General features: G+C 47.6%; 15 protein-coding genes. 7 read left to right on the top strand and 8 right to left on the bottom strand.

All coding sequences use genetic code 11. From position 1 onward, the window contains the following. Positions 1-127 precede the first annotated feature (127 nt). The 5 genes from BUA17_RS02775 to sbnA are packed head-to-tail and all read right to left on the bottom strand — an operon-like array spanning position 128 to position 7405. Positions 128-2194, bottom strand: a complete 2067-nt coding sequence (locus tag BUA17_RS02775) for an IucA/IucC family protein (RefSeq protein ID WP_083584644.1) — start codon at positions 2192-2194, stop codon at positions 128-130. A 23-nt stretch (positions 2195-2217) separates the two neighbouring features. Beyond that, a complete protein-coding gene (locus BUA17_RS02770) occupies positions 2218-4092 on the bottom strand; it encodes an IucA/IucC family protein (RefSeq protein WP_072732525.1) in 1875 nt (624 codons plus the stop codon). Between the two features lie 44 nt (positions 4093-4136). Continuing rightward, positions 4137-5360: a type III PLP-dependent enzyme gene (locus BUA17_RS02765; RefSeq protein WP_072732524.1), complete on the bottom strand. Its 1224-nt coding sequence runs from the start codon at positions 5358-5360 to the stop codon at positions 4137-4139. Next, positions 5351-6370 carry a 2,3-diaminopropionate biosynthesis protein SbnB gene (gene sbnB, locus BUA17_RS02760; protein WP_072732523.1) on the bottom strand — a complete coding sequence of 340 codons (1020 nt, stop codon included), beginning with the start codon at positions 6368-6370 and terminating at the stop codon, positions 5351-5353. The genes BUA17_RS02765 and sbnB overlap by 10 nt, the downstream gene beginning before the upstream one ends. Before the next feature lie 27 nt (positions 6371-6397). Beyond that, a complete protein-coding gene (gene sbnA, locus BUA17_RS02755; protein ID WP_139295604.1) occupies positions 6398-7405 on the bottom strand; it encodes a 2,3-diaminopropionate biosynthesis protein SbnA in 1008 nt (335 codons plus the stop codon). 234 nt (positions 7406-7639) lie between these two features. Here sbnA and BUA17_RS02750 point away from each other — a divergent pair, with 234 nt between their 5' ends. Further along, positions 7640-8935, top strand: coding sequence for an MFS transporter (locus tag BUA17_RS02750; protein ID WP_072732522.1), 1296 nt, complete (start codon positions 7640-7642; stop codon positions 8933-8935). 24 nt (positions 8936-8959) lie between these two features. Further along, positions 8960-10804: an IucA/IucC family protein gene (locus BUA17_RS02745; protein WP_072732521.1), complete on the top strand. Its 1845-nt coding sequence runs from the start codon at positions 8960-8962 to the stop codon at positions 10802-10804. A 185-nt stretch (positions 10805-10989) separates the two neighbouring features. Here BUA17_RS02745 and BUA17_RS02740 read toward each other — a convergent pair whose 3' ends face one another. Both BUA17_RS02740 and BUA17_RS02735 read right to left on the bottom strand, forming a co-directional pair. Then, positions 10990-11580, bottom strand: a complete 591-nt coding sequence (locus BUA17_RS02740; RefSeq protein WP_170867774.1) for a GNAT family N-acetyltransferase — start codon at positions 11578-11580, stop codon at positions 10990-10992. A gap of 5 nt (positions 11581-11585) precedes the next feature. Beyond that, on the bottom strand, positions 11586-12032 hold the full coding sequence (locus BUA17_RS02735; RefSeq protein WP_072732520.1) for a RidA family protein: 447 nt from the start codon (positions 12030-12032) through the stop codon (positions 11586-11588). A gap of 367 nt (positions 12033-12399) precedes the next feature. Here BUA17_RS02735 and BUA17_RS02730 point away from each other — a divergent pair, with 367 nt between their 5' ends. Together BUA17_RS02730 and BUA17_RS02725 are read left to right on the top strand one after the other, a co-directional pair. Continuing rightward, entirely contained in the window at positions 12400-13344 is a 945-nt protein-coding gene (locus tag BUA17_RS02730; RefSeq protein ID WP_072732519.1) for a glycoside hydrolase family protein, read from the top strand. A 250-nt stretch (positions 13345-13594) separates the two neighbouring features. After that, positions 13595-14029, top strand: coding sequence for a hypothetical protein (locus BUA17_RS02725; RefSeq protein ID WP_063563348.1), 435 nt, complete (start codon positions 13595-13597; stop codon positions 14027-14029). 7 nt (positions 14030-14036) lie between these two features. On the opposite strand, the gene BUA17_RS02720 is transcribed toward BUA17_RS02725, so the two are convergent. Further along, a complete protein-coding gene (locus BUA17_RS02720; protein WP_072732518.1) occupies positions 14037-14921 on the bottom strand; it encodes an AraC family transcriptional regulator in 885 nt (294 codons plus the stop codon). A gap of 125 nt (positions 14922-15046) precedes the next feature. Here BUA17_RS02720 and BUA17_RS02715 point away from each other — a divergent pair, with 125 nt between their 5' ends. The 3 genes from BUA17_RS02715 to BUA17_RS02705 all read left to right on the top strand — a co-directional run bounded on the left by BUA17_RS02715 (position 15047) and on the right by BUA17_RS02705 (position 19799). Next, positions 15047-16336, top strand: coding sequence for a Gfo/Idh/MocA family protein (locus BUA17_RS02715; protein ID WP_072732517.1), 1290 nt, complete (start codon positions 15047-15049; stop codon positions 16334-16336). Between the two features lie 108 nt (positions 16337-16444). Further along, on the top strand, positions 16445-18262 hold the full coding sequence (locus tag BUA17_RS02710; RefSeq protein ID WP_072732516.1) for a cache domain-containing sensor histidine kinase: 1818 nt from the start codon (positions 16445-16447) through the stop codon (positions 18260-18262). Next, entirely contained in the window at positions 18234-19799 is a 1566-nt protein-coding gene (locus BUA17_RS02705) for a response regulator (RefSeq protein WP_072732515.1), read from the top strand. Before BUA17_RS02710 ends, BUA17_RS02705 begins: the two co-directional genes overlap by 29 nt. Positions 19800-19871 lie beyond the last annotated feature (72 nt).

Below are 19871 nucleotides of genomic sequence, written 5' to 3'. Positions count from 1 at the left end.
CTCTTTCTCTCTACTTGCATCCCATCCAACCCCCTGATCCTATTTAATAACCTAATCAATAATGATTATCATTATTAAAACAATATCCCACAATTCCAGTTTCTGTCCATGCAATATTCTTTTGATCTCATATACTATTTTTTAATTCATCCTCATTAGACCCATATTTATCCATAATCGTGTGCTCCAGTGGATTCGGAACTTGATGAATACGCAATTCATGATCTGGAAACAAGCGCCGCTTCGTCAATTGCTCTACTCCGATCTCAGGATCAAACAAGGAATACAATTCGTACCGTTCATGAAATTCAGGGAAACGCTGTTGATAGTCGGTAATGATCTTACGAACACTGTTCCAGAAGGTCTGCTCTCTGATCTGGTAATGCTCCTGCATGAACAAAGCCAGCTCTCCAAGATTGATAAAGAAAAAGGCATCATGTATGAAATCCCGAACTTCTGTCGGTTCTTCCGTCTCCAGGAATGAATTACGGTTCACACGACGATGATATTCCGGCACCTCGACAAGCGCTGGACAGAGCTTTGGATCGGCAAGTGCCTCTCTTGTAAATCGAATTCCATCGTGAAAATCCTTCAGCGCAACGCGTGAGGGTCTGCCTTCCCGGTGAATTAGCAGCATATTCTGTGCATGAGACTCTAGCGCAATCCCATGAGCGAATAACCAGTGAATGAGCGGTCGTACCGCAGTTAGCAACAGCTCGGACAGCCATTCATCAGCACCCAACTTTTTCACCCAAGGATCAATCACCGGGCGCCCCGCATAGTCCAGTGTAGACAATGCATTAAACGGAATCGCTGATTCACCCGGTTCCAGCCGGGAATGTACACTTTCTCTCCAAATGCAGGACAACACACCATACGAGAGTGGCTTCAAAACATCCGGTATCTGATGATTGTCGTATGCAACGCCAGCAATCTCTCCCAAAAGAATGACACGCAGTTCATCCCTCAAGTAGGGATCTTGCTTGCTAATTCCCTGCAGCCAGTCGGTAATGCGAGGTCCATTCTCAACCGTATGTGGGGCGATCACCCTACCAGTTGATGTGTTGATCATACTCAGCGAAAGCTTCAAGTACGGTGAATTGGGACGTGATCGGTTAGCTAGCGTGCGAATCGACTGTTGAGCAGTATATCGGTCTTCGCTGCTGCCAAGCGGTACGATGCTTCCGTTACGAATATCTTCTGCAAGTACAGAACTGATCGTTGTTCGCCATTGCCACGGATGGACTGGCATCAGCACATATTCTGCCGGATCAGCACCCATTTCCTGTAGTGCCGCGAGGAAGCGTTCCAACACTTGTTCGCCAAGTTGATCCTGAAGCCATTCCCTTGTAGCCGGTCCATGTTCATTCGTGCCATGACTTATCCGTGCGTTTTGCTTATGAATTCCCACCCATATCGGTTTAATGCATCCACCGAACTCGGGTCCATATTCAAGCTGATCTTCGATTCGGAAGCCGATACGGGATTTATAACTTGGATGATATGGATGACCCTCGATGATTCCACTTTCCCAGTCTTCATCGGGAAGAGCATGTAGATCAGTCTGCCGCTCAGCCCGTACATATCGCGCCAGTGTGTCATTGATCAGCGTCTGCTCCAGTTCTTTAACAAAATGCAGCAGCTTCCCTTCATCGGCGCCTATCGCTGGTCCAACTTCCAGCAAAAATAGAGAAATCGACTCCGCTTCTTGGCCGGCTGTAGTTCCAGGCAGAATAGGTTCTCTCTTTTGAATGCTGTTACTTTTCGAAGCCGGAGTCTCATCCACATAGACACGTCTTGTAATCGGTTCATGGTTCAACCGCAAACGACCAAAGGTAAGATGCCCTGTTCCCTTGCATGCGTAGATGACCCGTTCACCATTCAGCCCTGTACCCTCCATTTCCCAAACGTTGAACCCCTGCTCCTCCCTTGAGGTATATTCCATAACACCTTCGTACATCAAGGATTCAACCAACTGTCTGAATATGCGTCTGCGTGCATCGGTATAGTGGTATGAAGACAGCGCTGCGGTGTACAGTTTTCTTTGTTGATTTTGCCAATGCTCCTTCTCCACTCCAAGTCTAGAACTTGCAACAACATTTTCTGGATGGCTAAAGGAGTCCTCTTTGCAAAACGGTTGCCTCTCCTGATCCTCATCATGGCTCTGATATTCAGATATTCTCGTACTTTCCATGCGCATGCTCTCCTCCCCCCTGATTAATTCTGCCGAACTGGCCTGTAGACATGCAGTGGATTACTTACCCGATGCACACAATCCCCCGGCCCTTCATGAATTCGCCGTCTGGTCAGCTGTTCCACTTCGATCTCGGGTGCAAAAACGTCAAACTGTTCAAATCGCGCCAGTAACTCCGGGAACCGCTCCTGGTAATTCAAAATCACTTCGGCAGTCATGCGCCACCATTGCTTTTCGCTCAGGTCAAAGTGCTTCTCCAGAAAAAATGCCACTTCGGTCAGATTGATAAAAAGTAACGCGTCCAATATAAAGTCTTTCACCTCGGAAGGGTCTTCTTTCTCCACAAACGAATTGCGATTCACCCGCTGATGGTTGGCAGGTGGATATTCAATTTCCGGGTAGCCAAACGGGTGAGGAATGGATGGGCAGTAACGGATACCGTCATGAAAATCCTTAAGAGCAATCCGGCTGGGCCATCCTTCTTTCAGCACGATGATCATATTTTGCGCATGTGATTCCAGCGCCGCCCCATGTGCGTACAGCAGATGTATCAGCGGTACCACCGCAACATTTAGCAATTGCCGGGCCCAGCGATCCAGGCCATATTCGTTTATCCACGGTTTAATGACCGGAGTGCCCTGCTGATCGAGATGACACAGAGCATTGAATGGCAAAGCCTCTTCTCCTGCCATTAAGCGCGGATGCAGACTTTCCCGCCAGATAGACCCGAGTGATCCGTATATTTTTTGCTCCAGCATATTGGGCAGTTTCTGGTGATGGTACGATACCCCCGCAATCTCCTTCAGCACAATCAGACCAAGCTCACCCTGTAAAAAAGAATCTTCTGCCACCACACGACCAAGCCAATCAGAGATACGGGCCGCATTCATGATTGTGTGCTGTGCCAGAATTCGTCCGGATGATGTATTCACCATATTCAGCGGCAGTTTGACATACGGTTTATCGCGATGACTCACATTCGTCAATGTGCGAATGGATTGTTGAGGACGGTAGGTGTCACCTGCTTGACCCAGATAGACAATCTCCCCTGTTCGGAGTTGCTCCCCACACGCCACCGATATGATTCGCTCCCACTGCCAGGGATGCACAGGAACAAATACATATTCGTCCACACGTGCATCCCCATCCGTATTCAACTTCACCTCGGCATTGGCAGCCGAGTTCAATTTCAAGTTCGCAGACGATATAACTTCCTGCAAAATCAACTTGAATGTCTGTAGCTCCTGCCCCAGCTCGTTATGGATAAACTCAGCATACGTGTCCAGTGAAGACGAAATGGATATTTGGGTTGAATCCTGTTTAATCGCAATCCAGACCAGCTTGAATTCCGGTCCGAACTCCGGTCCATAGGCTTCATTGTCAGAGAGCGTGAATCCAACTCTGGATTTGTAACAAGGATGATACGGATGCCCTTCAATCAGGGCAGATTCCCACTCGTCATATTCCGATACCCGAGGTTCGGGCTGACCAGCACGCCATCGCACAGACAGCGTGTCCTTCAGATGGGTTTGCTGAAGCTCATCCATGAATTGCCCCAGCTGAGCTTCGGATGTGGGAATATGCGCAGCCATCTCCAGTAAAAAATGAGGAATGGAATCTGCTTCCGCTCGATCTTTCGATGTTACCCGCATAATTGGTTTATCTGACAACCGAATGCGGTCAAAGCTCTCTTTTCGTACAGCCCAAAAGGTGTATTCCACCTTCTCTCCTGTCTCCGTCTCCCCTCGCAGTGTATACTCTGCCTCCGAATAAGGCCCGATCACCGGTTCACTCAAGATTTGCTCATACAGAAACGACTCCACCAATTGCCTGAAGATACGTCGCCGCACCATTATCCACTCTTCGGACCTGACCAATGCTGCTGTTAGACCGTTCATATGACACCTCCCATTGATTGCACTGCCTCAACCCGTTTCATGTGCTACTGCAAATAAATGTGCTGCGGATGTGGATGACTCAAAAAATCATGATGCGAGATCGCCCATCCATAAGCACCCGCATATTGGAACAGCAAAATGTCTCCTGCCCGAACCCTGCCTGACGTAATATCACTTGCCAAAATATCTTTCGGAGTACATAGCTGGCCTGCCACTGTAAAAGCGGTTTCCTTCACCTCGGGTCTGTCATACGGATGCGTCCAGTTCTCCACCTCAATCACCTCGAACGGATGACTGTGCTGCCAAGAAACGGGTAGGCGAAAATGATGTGTACCGCCACGTACGATGACATATGTTTTGCCGTGGTTGACTTTAACGTCCAGCACCTCGGTTGCATAATACCCGCTCGATGCCGTAAGATAACGCCCACATTCGAACAACAAAGTCGTTTCCGAAGGCAGTTCCTTTTGCAATACCGGTGCAATACCATTCACAAATGTGTTCCAGTCGAACTGTTGCTCCAGATGCGCATAGTTCACACCAATTCCACCCCCGGCATTCAAATACCGAAGCGTGAAACCATATTGCTTCGCCCAATCCCGCGCGATGGTGCAGTAATACTCAATCAGTTTCACATGCTGCTCCGCATCTAGATTGTTCGAAAGGGAGTGAAAATGAAACCCTTCCACCTGAATATTTGGCAAGTGTCGGAGCTGATTCATGACTTGTGGCAGCATGACCTCGTCGATTCCGAACTGGGTCGGACGACCGCCCATCGCCAGTGTCGCCTGAGGCAGTGGACCTTTCAGGTTAATCCGCAGCAATACGGATACCCGAACGTCATTTTGACTCGCAATCTCGTTCAGCTTGTTTATCTCATGCATACTTTCCACATGAATAAGCTGCACTTTATGCTCTATCGCTCCCCGAAGCTCTGCTTCTGTCTTACCTGGTCCACCAAACAGAATCGGAATATCCGCTGAGACTTGTCTCACCTTCACGATCTCGCCCAAAGATGCCACTTCAAAGCCATGAACTACAGGGGCCAGCGCTCGAAGCACCTCTTCTTCCGAGTTGGCTTTGATGGCATAGAACAGCTGACTAGATTCCGGCATGGATTGTACACGCTGATGCACATGAGCGACGAGTGCTGTTACATCCCGGATGTAGGCACATACCGGTTCGGTCTGTTGTTCTTTCAGTGCCAATAAATGCTCGCGGACTCTTGCAACCTGAGGCATACACCCTGTATTCAGCTCTATAGCCATAAACGTGTACCCTTTCCTTGTTCAACGGCTCTTGCATACATCTCTGCCGCACTGGAAATATCCTCAATCGCCATCCCCATCGGGTTCAGCACAATGATCTCATCCTCATGTTCGCGTCCTGGCTTTTCCCCTATCAGGATCTCGCCGAGTTCAGCGTGAAGCTGCTCACGGGAGAATTTGCCCTCCAGCACCAGCTGATTAATAATCTTTTTCTCCCGGTTGGATTGATCCCAATCGTCCACGACTACTTTGTCTGCCTGCGTAAATACATCCTTGTGCAAATCCATAATCGAGATGTTGCTGACAAATGTACCTTTGGCAATCCATTCATACGGAATATGCGGCGATGAGGCTACCGTAGCTGTTACGAGTACTTCCGCTTGTCGTACCGCTTGTTCTGACGAATCTTCCACCCGTACTTCAACCTGATCAAAACGCGAACCAATTTCATCGGCAAGCTGGCGGGCCGTATCGGCATTCAGGTCATACAAATGGATGGTCCGAATGGAGTCAAATTGTTCAAGCAGCGAGGTGATCTGCATTCTGGCGATCACCCCGCAGCCAATCACGCTCACTGTGCGGAAACCTTCTCTGGCTAAATACCTTGCCCCGATAGCTGTAACTGCCGCCGTACGCATCCCGCTGATCACGCTGCCTTCCATCACCGCCACCGGATAGTTGCTTTCCGGATCATTGAGGATAATAAGAGCGCTTGCACGTTCCTTATGACGCTTGGTCGGATTATCATGTTTGCTCCCAATCCACTTGAGACCACTGATCGCTACATCGCCACCCACATACGCAGGCATCGCAATAATGCGATCGGCAATATGACCGCTCTCCTCGTTAACCCGCAGATAAGGCTTCAACGGTTGCACGATATCCCGCTTGGCATGAAGCTCCAGTGCACGGGTTACTGCTTTGACATATGGCTCTGAATACAGCCCTCCCAGATCTATAATATCCCGTTTACTCATATACAAAAGGCTATGATCCTGAACGGTACTCATATCTGATCTCTCCTCCGAGATAATTTTTTATATACTCTTGATCGTTTGGCTTGGCGGCAATTGATTAACCCATTGCTCGTCATACACACTGTCCAGATAACGTTCTCCACGATCTGCGAAGACAGTAACCACCTTGGCTGAAGGCCGCAAGGTTGGAACCAGTTTTTCCAGTGCAGCAACCAGTGATCCGGACGAACCTCCTGCAAAAATGCCTTCCCGTTCCAGCAGCTTCTGGCAGCCCAGCACAGATTCCCGATCATCCACATGAATAACTTGGTCAATCTCGTTCGGGCTGAATAACTCAGGGACACGGTTGGCGCCGATACCCGGCAATTCACGCTGACGTGATGGTGTGCCAAAAATGATCGAGCCAACTGCATCAACGGCTACGATTCGCGCAAGCGGATTTGCCTCTTTCACACGGCGGGATATGCCCAGAATACTTCCAGTCGTACTCACTGCACACACTAGTACGTCTATCTGTCCATCCATTTGCTCCACAATCTCCTGACCTGCACCATGATAGTGAGCTTGCCAGTTCAAAGGGTTGGCATACTGGTTGATCCAGTAACCTGCCGGGTCCTGACTGGCTAACTCCTTGACCCTGCGAATGCGGGATTGCAAATAACTTCCGTGTTCGTCCGGTTCAGTCACCATGTCAACCTGTGCCCCGAGGTAGGTTATCATTCTCAGATTCGTTGATGTGATTTTTGGATCAACCACACAGGTGAATTTCAGGCCATAACGTTTGGCGGTTAATGCGAGACCGATTCCCAAGTTTCCTGAAGTGCTCTCGATGAGATGCGTATCCGGTTTGATCGTTCCGTCTAGCAGACCCTGCTCGATAATGTATCTTGCAGGTCGGTCTTTCATGCTGCCGCCGGGGTTCATCATTTCCAGCTTGGCATACACCGATGCTCCTGTAGATCCGAACAGGGAATTCAAGCGAACCAGTGGTGTTTGACCGATACAATCGATAATGGAATCCGCAACTTTAAGCGAGCGATCCTTGATTTGCAGGGTACTTTGTTCCATGTATTTACACCAGCTTTCTGGGCATATTGTTGTCCAAAATCGCTTTATTGATAATGATTATCATTTTCAAATTTGGACACAGGGCCTATTATGCATATCCTTTTTTTTCCTGTCAACACTAAAATTTTTGGAAAGTTTTTGAAAAAAAATTAAGATTGACATTGAGAATCATTCTTGATAATCTGATCAGCAATTGGTCTCAAATTGCCAAAATCAAGGTGGTGAAGTAGACACATGATGTCGCAAATGGCATGGAAACAGAGCGTCCGTATTTTGTGGGGTGGACGCTTTCTTTCCAGTGCCGGGCTGACTGGAATCAGCCCTTTTATACCGTACTACATGGAGCATCTGAACGCGGGAACGCCGGAAGAAGTGCTGATGTGGACAGGTCTGTCCATATCTGCGCCTGCTTTGTCCTACGCACTTCTAACCCCTTTTTGGGGTAAGATCGGAGATCGTTGGAGTCGAAAATGGATGGTTGTCAGAGCGCTGATCGGACTGGCCCTTAGCATGTTTCTGATGGGCATTGCCCAGACGCCCTTTCAATTCTTTTTGTTCCGTCTCTGCCAGGGGGCTTTCGGTGGCATATCTGATGCGAGCAGTGCGTTTGTGGGAACCCATGCCCCTGGCCAAAAGCAGGGTTCTGCGCTCGGACAGTTGGAGCGGGCATCGGCAGCAGGTCTTCTCGTGGGACCACTGCTAGGAAGCATATGTGTAAACACATGGGGAAGTCGTCCGCTATTGTTCATTACGGCCTCGTTGACATTGAGCTTTGCTGTGCTTGCCGCAATCGTATTAACGGGGGCGACGACGCATCGGACTCGTACGGCCAAGAACAATACTCAAGTATCTCCTGTGGAACAGCACCAGCCTTCGGTCGCTATGTTGAACAACCATAGCAAAAACAAGAGCGGAATTATCCATGCCTTCGTTTCGCTGATTACACATCCGATTGCCCGAAGACTCGTTATCGCAGGCATCATTTTCAAGCTCGCAGATTTTGCAACATTTACGATGTTTACTCCGTTTATTCGTGAAATCGTCCCTTCCTCAGGTGCAGCTGCGCTTACCGTCGGGGTTCTGCTCGCGATGTCTTCGGTTGGTGAATTGGTTGGCGCATCGTGGTGGGGTAAGCGAAATGATCGTTACTTACCCGAACGCAATCTCCGGCTGGCTGGTTTGTTATGCGGCTTGTGCCTGCTTGCACATACACTTCCACTCGGGGTGGCCTGGCTGCTGGTTGTACGTTTTCTGCAAGGATTCTTCTACAGTGCCCTATTGCAGACGGTCATGCTCAACGTACTCAAATCCTCCACCGATCAGGATCGGGGCGTGCGCATCGGAGCTACCAACAGCATGTTAATGGCTGGTCAGATTGCCGGTCCGTCCATTGGGGTTCTAATCGGAGGTATCTGGGGAATTCCAGCTGTATTTCTTGTCATGGGGACAGTCATGCTCGCCGCTTCGCTTGCTGTACGCCGCCCAGCGGTTCATGAGCCAAAAGCTCCCGTACAACTGCCACTCCAATAATTTGTGAAAGGATGATAATCAATCATGACCAAGGATAACGTCACCATCGATCCATTCCAGCAGACTGTTCATCCCACTTTAGTATCGCCGAGCGGAATTGCCCGTCAGGAGATGCTAAGCCGTATATTGAACGCCTATCTTCGAGAAACCGAACAGCATGATCCTTATGTTCGAATTGCCACGCGGCCAGACCTTTCGCTTGTTATTGAGCTTCCGCGTACTGGTCAGAGGATATATGGAAATCTGCTTCATCGTTCCGCCGCTGGACATCATGTCTATGGCGACAAGTTTCACATTGCAGAATCAGGCGGGGCACAGCCCGATGGTTGGAGAGAAGTTTCTTTTGAACAAATAACGACGCTGTTGCTCGATGAAATATCATCTGTAGAACCCAATCTAGAAGCCCGAATGTTGAAAAGAGTAGAGCTGGAGCAGATGGTTTACAACAGTTTGGAGCATATGACCTCCTATTTGGAGCACGCGCTGAACACAACCTCTCCTGTAACATTGGATTTTCGCTATCTGGAACAGGCACTGCTATGTGGTCATCCATTTCATCCAACTCCGAAAAGTCTGGAGGGCTTCAGTTCTTCGGATTCGCATGCCTATTCGCCAGAATTTGGCGTTAGCTTTCCTCTCAGTTGTTTTGCCGCAGCACCTGAACTTGTGTTCGAGGATTGGCTGAATACCGTGGACTATGGCAGTGAAGCACCCTGGGTTCCTGCGGAAATGGCCGAGGCCGCTTGGAAGCACCTCTCTCTGGAAAGCAAACATTATGTCCTGCTCCCTTGTCATCCTTGGCAGGCCGCCTATTTGCGGACACTTGAACCTGTAAAGTCCTTATTACGACAAGGCACTTTGATTGATCTGGGCACTACCGGGCCTTCGGTGTATCCTACCTCATCGGTGCGCACGGTCTGGAATCCGAAGGAAGGTTGTTTCTACAAGCTGTCTCTTCATATTCGAATTACAAACTTTATTCGCGAGAACAATGAAGAGCAGTTGCTGCGCACACTGGATGCATCCAGAATAGTACAGCAGATTCAGGATCGCTGGACGTCAGAGAAATTTCAAATTTTGCTGGAAAAAGGCTACCGTAGCTTGAAGGTTCCAGAGATACCTTCGTCTACTCAGGATGCGCTGATCTCGGGATTCTCCATGATCCTGCGTGAAGCACCAGAGTCTTGCCGCTCTGCTTCAGGGGCGCCTTATGTTGTGGCCTCTCTCATGGAGGTGCTTCCCGGAGAAACTGAACCGCTGTTGTTCCGGGCTGTCCGGGAAAGTCTCCAATCATCTTCGTCGCCGGATCGTGTAAATGATACGAGGGTGCAGACAGACTGGTATGAATGGCTTCGTCAATATCTGGAGTTGTCCATGGTTCCACTTGTGGAACTGTATGCCGAGACAGGCATTAGTCTGGAAGCTCATGTACAGAATTCCATGCTGCGTCTTGAAGACGGCATGCCTGCCACATTTATGGTTAGGGATCTGGAGGGCATCAGTGTCAATCGAGCTTTAGCGGAACAGCACGGTTGGATCTATCAGGTAGTCAACGCCAACAGTCCTGTCCTGTATACGGAGGAAGAATCACGGCATCGATTGAAATATTATTTCTTTGTCAATCACCTCAGTCATGTGGTGCAGCGTCTGGCATACTATACTGGTCAACAGGAGCAGCCATACTGGAGGGTGGTGAGAAATACGTTAGAGGAGCTTCGGAAAAAGACAGCCGAGTCCTCGCACATCAACGACGTCATTCGTGATCTGTTGACCACCGAGACCTTACCGGCCAAAGCCAATCTGCTCAGCCGGTTCCATCAGCGTGGTGAGACGCCGCTATACGTCAACATTCCCAATCCAATGAGGTAAGGAGGTTCCTTTTATCTGCTCCAATTCATTCAGCAGTCTATTAAGTACCTCCCAGCCTCCAATATTTGCACACCAAAAAACGGCCCTGGAGAACAACACAACGTGTTCTTCCAGGAGCCGTTTCTTTCTTTCTTTCTTTCTTTCAAATCATTTTCCGATTCATTTCTTATCTCAATTCAAACATTCTATTCGAACTCATCGCCTCTTACTTTGCCATACACCATCATATCTACTAGCACACCTGTACTGTCACACCGTATCTTGCGCAATACACCTTCAAGCGTATAGCCTGCGCGCTCAGCCACTTTGGCACTTCGCACATTGCGGGCATCACAGCGGATTTCCAGCCGATTCGCCTCCAGATAAGATATTGCGAACCGCTCTATACCTCTGACTGCTTCCGTCATGAGACCCTCACCGGCACGAGAAGTTCTAATCCAGTAACCGATCTCGGAACAACGGGCATTCCAGTCGATTCGATGCAGTCCACTGCTGCCCACGAATTCATCCGTAAATCGGTCACGTAAATGAAGCATCATGTCGGTACGCTCCAGAAATTGCAGTCTGGCTTTGCGAGCATTCGCTTCCGATTCCTCCAGTGAAGGTATGTTCTCGGCAAAAGGTAGCCACAAACGTAATTGCTCCACACTTTCACGAATTGCCTCATTCACTGCCGCTCCATCTCCCCACTTCGGGGCACGAATAGTCAAACGTGGTGTTTCGAAACTTTCTGGAAAAGACAGCATTAACGGATTAATCGAAGCGGGATTGGTCATGAACTCTACTCTTCCACCTGGAATATCGAGTCAATGATCAGCGGCAAGTTATCCCTTACGGATACAGCACCAAAAACGGAACGGGCGTGTACTCCCTGTTCTCCGAACACATCCAGCATGAGATCCGAGAACCCGTTTAACACTTTATGGTGCTCCTCGTACGAGGCAGTGGCATTGATGAACCCCTGCACTTTAACCACCCGTTTCACCCGATCCAGCGAACCAAGCACTTCCTGAACGACAGCCAACACCTCGATGGCAGCATTTCGGGCAAATTCATATCCCTGCTCCGTCGTAAACTGCTCCCCGAGTTTACCACGCTCTCGCGTATCCGGCCCTTTACCGGACACATACATGATTCCATTTACAATCACCGCATTGGTATACTTTGCTGCCGGCGTACTTGCTTGGGGCAATACAATGCCCAATTCGTCCAATCTGGTCTGTATCATCGGCTTCTCCTTTATGTACAAAAATGTCTTTACAAGCTATCAATCTTTCAAATTATTCCTAATTTAGTTAAATCTCAATATACGCCGGTTGCTCCTGAACCGCAAGATGTAAAATGGGTTGAAGGAATATTTCCCTTCTATATAAGTAATTAATTACATTTCAATTGTCGATCAGCATAAAAGCTCCAAACTAGAACACAGGTTACAGGTTACTATGCTAGATTTTTAATTGAAAGATTTAAATGAATTAACAAATATATAATTCCTTAACTATTGAAAACGTTATATTGTAATTTCAAATCATTTCTTTTACGATAGAAGCAATAACTCTCAAAATCAATGGGATTGAATATAAGGAGGAATCATCATGAGTGCACCATTGTTTCGTGATCCCATCTTTGATGGAGCTGCTGATCCGGTCGTTGTGTGGAATCATTCCGAGCAAACCTGGTGGATGATCTATACCAATCGCAGAGCCACAGCCGGAGGGCCAAAGTTCGCCTGGGTGCATGGCACGGATTTGGGCGTAGCTTCTTCAGCTGACGGTGGACAGTCTTGGACTTATCGCGGTACGTTAACCGGGTTGGAGCATGAATGGGGACATAATACGTTCTGGGCTCCAGAAATTTTCTGGCATGAAGGCACGTATCACATGTATGTCAGTTACATTCAAGGGGTTCCCCATGACTGGGCGGGCCATGATCGGCACATTTTGCATTACACCAGTACGGATCTGATATGTTGGACTTTTCACGGCAAACTGGAGCTTAGCTCGGATCGTGTGATTGATGCGTGTATTTACCCGCTGCCGAACGGAAAATTCCGGATGTGGTACAAGGATGAAGCTAATTCGTCCCATACGTATGCAGCAGATAGCCCGGATCTCTATCAATGGGATGTGATTGGACCGGTTATTGCAGGACGTGCGCATGAAGGGCCGAACGTATTTCGTTTCGGTGATTCGTATTGGATGATTGTTGACGAATGGAGAGGACAGGCCGTTTACAAATCGGATGACCTGGAGAATTGGGAATGGAACAGTCTGATTCTCGATCAGCCAGGAAATCGTGAGGATGATGGTGTAATCGGTTTGCATGCAGATGTCGTCGTACAGGATGATGAAGCCTATATCTTTTATTTTACCCACCCGGATCGGTTCGAAGGTATCGATCATGCCAGCGAACCCGCACGTCGTTCCTCCATTCAGGCCGCACGTCTCGATGTCATTGATGGTGTGTTGGTCTGTCCACGGAATGAAGAGTTACAGATGAAGTTGCGACCTGAGAACGATACAAGTAATATTTCGGTTTGAGCTGCGTTGTTCCTAAAGTGAGATTTAAACACTGTTTTACAACGTCATAATAAAGGACCTGAACCAATGTCTGCGCACGCAGGATTGCTCAGGTTCTTTTTTTTTTTTTACATGTTCGACTTTGGATCGCGTGTCTTCAAGAATTTCCTTCCTGTATTTACCTATAGGTTTAAGTGTCGTTACATGTTATTATGTAGAACTCTATTTTCAAAATGGGGAACATACTAAATACATAAACAAGGACGTATTTATGAGTACAAAAACACGACATATTATTCTGATTTTATTTACTATCATTCTGATTATTGCATCCATCTTTTTTCATAAGTATCGTGAACTCAAACATCGTATCGAGTCTTCTGCCGACTCAGCTTACCGCAGTGTTATTCTGGAAAGTATACATTATAAAAAAGAGCTGGATCGATACATCAAAAGCAACAAAACAACAGATGAAACAAACCTGAGCATCTATACGAACAATATTAAGAACGCTTTCGAATATTATGGGCTCATTACTAATATGGTCGATGGAACTGCCCAAAGGTTATATACTGAACGAAGTGACCTTTTCCATCAGTACTGGCATGTGGTCCCTCCAGCCTATGCGAAGCTTTCATTGAAAGAATTACAAAAGGTAAGTGATAAAACAAACATCATTATTAAGGGACTCCAACGTTTGAAATAAACCCACCCTATCTCAGCACTCTCGTCGAACCTACTTCTCTAAACTCCTGTCGATATGTCCTCGGTGACACCTGAACCGTACGCTTGAACATCTTCCCGAAATGTGAAAAATTGCTGAATCCCGCTCTCAGAGCGATCTCGGTTATTGAATCCTCGCTTTCACGCAGCAAACGCTGCGCCTCCTTCACCCGAAGCAGATTGAGATAATCGCTGAACGTGAAACCTGTAGTCTGTTTGAACAAACGGCTTAGATAATGGGGACTAATTCGAAATAATGCAGCAACCTCCGGCAGCGCTAAATCCTGCTGATAGTTATCGTTGAGATAACGCACCACTGCCTGTGCCTTGGGATGCAGAACCGGCTCACTGTCGGCCGAGTGCACGGTGCTCAAATGTTGGTTACGGTAAGCAAACAACAGCAGTTCAACGGATCGGTGACGCAGCAGCAGACTGCTTCCAGCTCTGGTATGGACCATCTCATCAATCATTTCACTGACCATTCGCTCCGCTGTTTCACTTGCTTGTGAAGGAAGCCTCAGAATGGGAATATTCCAGCCGAATGGCTCCTTCAGTCCCTCAGCCAGCTCGGGTAAAATAGCCAATTCGTTGAACAGCTCTGGCTTGATATACAGAACAATTCGATCATGGTCTGGTCTTCCACTCTCCATTGTTTTATGAACGGTATTCCGGTTAATGAATACGAAGTCTCCGGCTTTGATTCGATAAGTTCGATCCTTAATGAAGTAAATGCGCTCACCTGATAGCAGGTAGTACAGCTCATAATGGTCATGCAGATGGTCATCGGTCATGGAAAAATATCCAAGGCGGCGATCATATTCGATATTCAAATATCCGGTGGGATCATGGTAATCCGCTTGAAATGTCTGTATCATGCAGCTGCCCCCTTTAGTTGAATTATAGCAAAATAAGCGGCATTTGAAAGCGATTACGCACAAAAAGCGGCGAATGAAGTGCTTCCTTGTTATAGTCTAAAGCTATATTCAAGGAGGCGATAGACATGAGTAACAAAAAACGCTACGTATTGGTCGGAACAGGCGGCCGTGCTGAATTTTTCTATGGAGCATTAGCCCAAAATTTCAGGGAAACATCCGAACTTGCAGCTTTTTGTGATATTAACCAGACACGCATGAATTACGCCAATCAGCTGCTGAGGGAAAAATATAAATACAATGAGGTGCCAACCTATCCTGCAGATCAGTTTGATCAGATGATTGAGAACGAGAAACCGGACTTCGTCATTGTAACCAGCATCGACCGCACCCACCACAAATATATCATTCGCGCAATGGAGCTTGGCTGTGATGTTGTGACTGAGAAGCCCATGACCATCGATGAACACAAATGTCAGGATATTCTTGATGCCGTCAAGCGGACTGGACAAAATATACGCGTCACCTTTAACTACCGTTATGCGCCGCACCATACCAAAATACGTGAACTGATTCAGAATGACACAATCGGAAAAGTGACTTCGGTCCACTTCGAATGGCTGCTGAATACGCGCCATGGCGCAGATTACTTCCGCCGCTGGCACCGGGACAAGCGTAATAGTGGCGGACTGCTCGTGCACAAATCCACGCATCACTTCGACTTGGTCAATTTCTGGATCGGTTCGCAGCCTGAGACCGTCTTCGCATTCGGCTATCTCATGTATTATGGTAGAGAGAACGCAGAGGAACGAGGCGTGACCCAGTTTTACACTCGTGCAACAGGCAACCCGATTGCGCAAGAAGATCCTTTTGCCCTGCATCTGGATTCGGATGCACATCTCAAAGCCATGTATCTGGATGCTGAACCGGAAGACGGCTACCAGCGGGATCAAAGCGTATTCGGAGATGGCATCAACATCGAGGATACGATGGGCGTTCTTGTCCAGTATCAGAACAAAGCTATTTTGACCTATTCACTGGTTGCATACCAGCCGTGGGAAGGCTATCGCATCGCCATTAATGGCACCAAAGGCCGGATCGAAATGAACATTGTAGAACAATCCTATGTTAACTCGCTGGGTGACAAAAATCTTGAAGGTGCATTGATTGGCAAAACACTGCGTGTCCTTCCCATGTTCGATGCCCCATACGAGGTTCAGGTCGAGGAAAAAGAAGGCGGTCATGGCGGAGGTGATCCTGTACTTCTGAATGATCTGTTTGGAGAGCCAGCGGAAGATCTATACCACCGCGCTGCCAACCAATTCGACGGAGCAAGATCCATCCTCACCGGAATTGCAGCCAACCGCGCCATCGCAACCGGCTTACCTGTTCGCATCAACAATCTGGTTCGTTTCTAGGAACGCAAGGCCGCTCCAACCACATTTAATTCAAAGACTGCGTATAATACGCAGTCTTTTTCCCATTTTGACGACGGTCTTGAAATCTATTCGCTTAAGGAGGAATCCATGTTTTTCTCATTAAAAAGCCGCCTGATCGCCTTTATCATTGTGCTCTTCGTTCTTTGTTTTGGCACACTCTCCTTCCTACTCTTTAAGGAATCACGCACTGTAATTCGTTCCTACATTGAATCTTCTGCTCTTGAGAAGATGGAGGAATACGGTTCCTATGTCGATATGGTTCAAATGCAGATCTATGATGTAGCCTCTCTTGTTTTCAACAGCGATACCGCCAAGAACTGGGATAACGCGATAAGTGACTCCAACCTTCCTGAAGGGGAAAAGATGCTTGTCAATCTGGCGATGAGCCGTTTTCTGACCCAGGCTACGAACAGCTACACCAGTATCTCCGATGTATCCATCTATCGACGAAATGGACTGAGGATTGGCAGTGAAAATCAAGTAACGACCGACGCTCTCTTCTTGCAAGAATCATGGTACAAAAATTTCTTTATCTCAGGGAATCACTGGCTGCCTGCACATACCGATCAACATGAAAATATAAGGGATCATGGCAACCCGGTAGTTAGTCTGCTAATGCCCATTGGGACATTTCACCATGCTACAGCCCAAAATGTGATGAAAATTAACGTCAGCGAATCTTACTTTCTGGAACCGCTTAACCGAATCCATCTGGCTGAGAGCAGCACTATTTTTCTACTGGGCGAACAAGGAAGTCCTATTCTTTCCCAACAGGCCAATCAGCTTGGTGCCGAAGCTTTAGCAGAAATCGATCAGATCCGGAACAACTCGCTCAAATCGGGTGTGGTGTACCTGAACAATGATGAAGGACAGCGTGATATTCTGGTATACAAAAAGCTGGGGCGTACGGGCTGGATGCTGGCTGGTCTGGCACCGGAAAAAGAGCTATATTCTTCTCTTCACAAACTTCAGAGTACCATTCTGGTGGTCACCATTGTTCTCATTCTCGTCTCTTTGTTTGCCGCTGCCTGGCTCTCTTATGGCGTCACCAAACCTTTAACACGACTGGTATTGGCCATGAGACAGGTACAGCGCGGCGCATTCGATCAAGCAGAGTCCCTTCTGCCTCCGGACAAAAATGTAAAAAGCGAAGTCAGTTATGTCATCTCCACTTTCCGCTACATGATCAGCCGATTGCGACAGCACATCCAGAACGAATTCGAGCTGAAGCTACTCCGCCAGCAAGCTGAGTATAAAGCGCTGCTCATGCAGATTAATCCCCATTTTATGTTTAACACGCTGGAACTGGTGAGCAGTCTCGCCATGCAGCGCCGAACAGATGATACAGTTCAGGTCATTGAGAATCTGGGCAAAATGATGCGATTCTCCATGAATACAAGTGACGACAGGGTACAGCTTGCAGAGGAACTGGCTTATATCCGCCACTATATCTCCATTCTGCAAACCCGTTTCGGTCATAAGCTGGACATTACTCTGACACAGGAAGGCAAGCTGAATTCTCTGGTCATCATTAAATTTATTCTTCAGCCGCTTATCGAGAATGCCGTCAAATACAGCTTCCAGCATCAGACGACGGCAGAGGTACACATCCGGATCTCCAGACGGAATAACCACCTTCATTTCAACATTTCAGACAATGGGCCCGGGATTCCAGCCGAAATCATCCAGAAAATTCATGATCCTGTTGAAGCATCTCAGCTGGAACCCCTATTGCGAAGCCAAAGCTGGCACATTGGGCTCGGTAATGTAGTTGCACGCTGCCGCTTGCATTACGGAAGTCTGTTTAACATTCAGATCGAGAACGGAGAGCATAACGGCACGTCTATTGAACTGATTCTACCCGCACAGGAGGAATATGATGTACAACGTATTGATCGCAGATGACGAGATCGAGGTTCGCGAAGGACTAAAATTGAAAGTGAACTGGCAAGACATGGGCTTTATCATTTCAGGTGAAGCAGCAAACGGCATCGAAGCGGAAGAGCTTCTGAAAACTGAACATTTTGACTTGTTAATTACAGACATGAACATGCCGGTCATGGATGGCGTCCAATTACTGGACGTTTGCCGAAGCCTTAATCCTTCCATTCAAATTATGATCATCACTGGATATGAAGATTTCCACTATGCCAGAGCAGGTGTGCGCAGCCAGGCCATGGACTATTTGCTGAAGCCTGTAACCCGGGATGAACTGAAAACCACTTTAAATAAAATCAAAGATGAGTTGGATAAAAAGAAACAGCTGCACGGCGATTCCGAAATGATGCAATGGCGTCTCTCCCAGTATTACAAAGAAATGAAGCAACGTTTCCTGCTTGATCTTGTTAGGGGACATCGCCTCCCACCTTCTTCACTGCCAGAACGAATGCGGCTGTTTCATCTGGAATCCTGGCAGGATCACAGCGTCTGTTTCATCACCGCTGGCATGCGAAACTCCGGTATACAGACTGCCTCAGTGGAACGTATTCCCGAAAAGCTCCACCTACCCTTTGAGCTGCTTTGTCACGAAATGGCTCAATCCTATCCAGATAACGTGCAAGTGTTCCATGACGGAGCCCACCCTGGAATCATGCATTTCATAACATTGGAAGGTATTCAGCACGAATTTGCTCAGCAGATCACAGCACAGACCCGCTCTATCTTAACGATAGATGTACAAGTTGGATTGGGATTGTCCGTGTCTGGGTTTGAGCGCTGGAAAGAAGGCTATATTCATTCCCTATTGGCATGGAACTCTGCTGGACGCAAAGGTGCACAGGACCGTGTACCCGAAGTAGATCATAGTCCATTACTGCCTGAGGAAACCAGTCGCATGCTGCATCGTTGCCTCATTCGTGGAGAGCTGGATACCTTCCGCAGCGTGATTCGAAAGGAGCTTGCTTACTCATTTCGGATATCCACTTCCCATATGATCCGAAGCCTTTTTCAAATTTCATTATTGTTTGAACAGGAATCCTCGTGGATTTCCCCGGAATGGGTGCTTTGGCTAAAGACTCCAGACCAGGCAGAACTGCTGCTGATGCATTGGGCGGAAGATTTTGTGAATCAACAGCAGCCATCCGAGGTTGGAGAAGATACGGTCATTGAATCGGCCAAACGATATATCGAGGAAAATTACATGCTGGAACTGACATTAACTTCGTTAGCTGAGCAATATAACTACAACTCTACCTATTTTTCAGAGATATTCAAAGAAGCTGCCGGCATCTCTTTTATTCAATTTGTAACCGAGGTGCGAATGAAACATGCCATACGTTTACTGAAGGAAACCCAACTAACCGTTTGGGATGTTACAGAGCTGACAGGCTTCCGTTCCCCAAGCTATTTCAGTTCAAAATTCAAAAAAATGTTCAACATAAGTCCTTCGGATTATCGTTTGCTGCATTCCGAAAAAATTGATAATCATGATCCGAAGAAATGAGATTCCGGCTTCTCCCTCTCCCCGGTATGATGAATTTACCAAGAGAATCACCGCAAGTATTGTAAGCGGATT

Source organism: Paenibacillus sp. ov031 (genome assembly GCF_900143165.1).
GTDB classification, from domain to species: Bacteria; Bacillota; Bacilli; order Paenibacillales; family Paenibacillaceae; genus Paenibacillus; species Paenibacillus marchantiae.
This window is presented reverse-complemented; position numbering and strand designations above follow the sequence as displayed.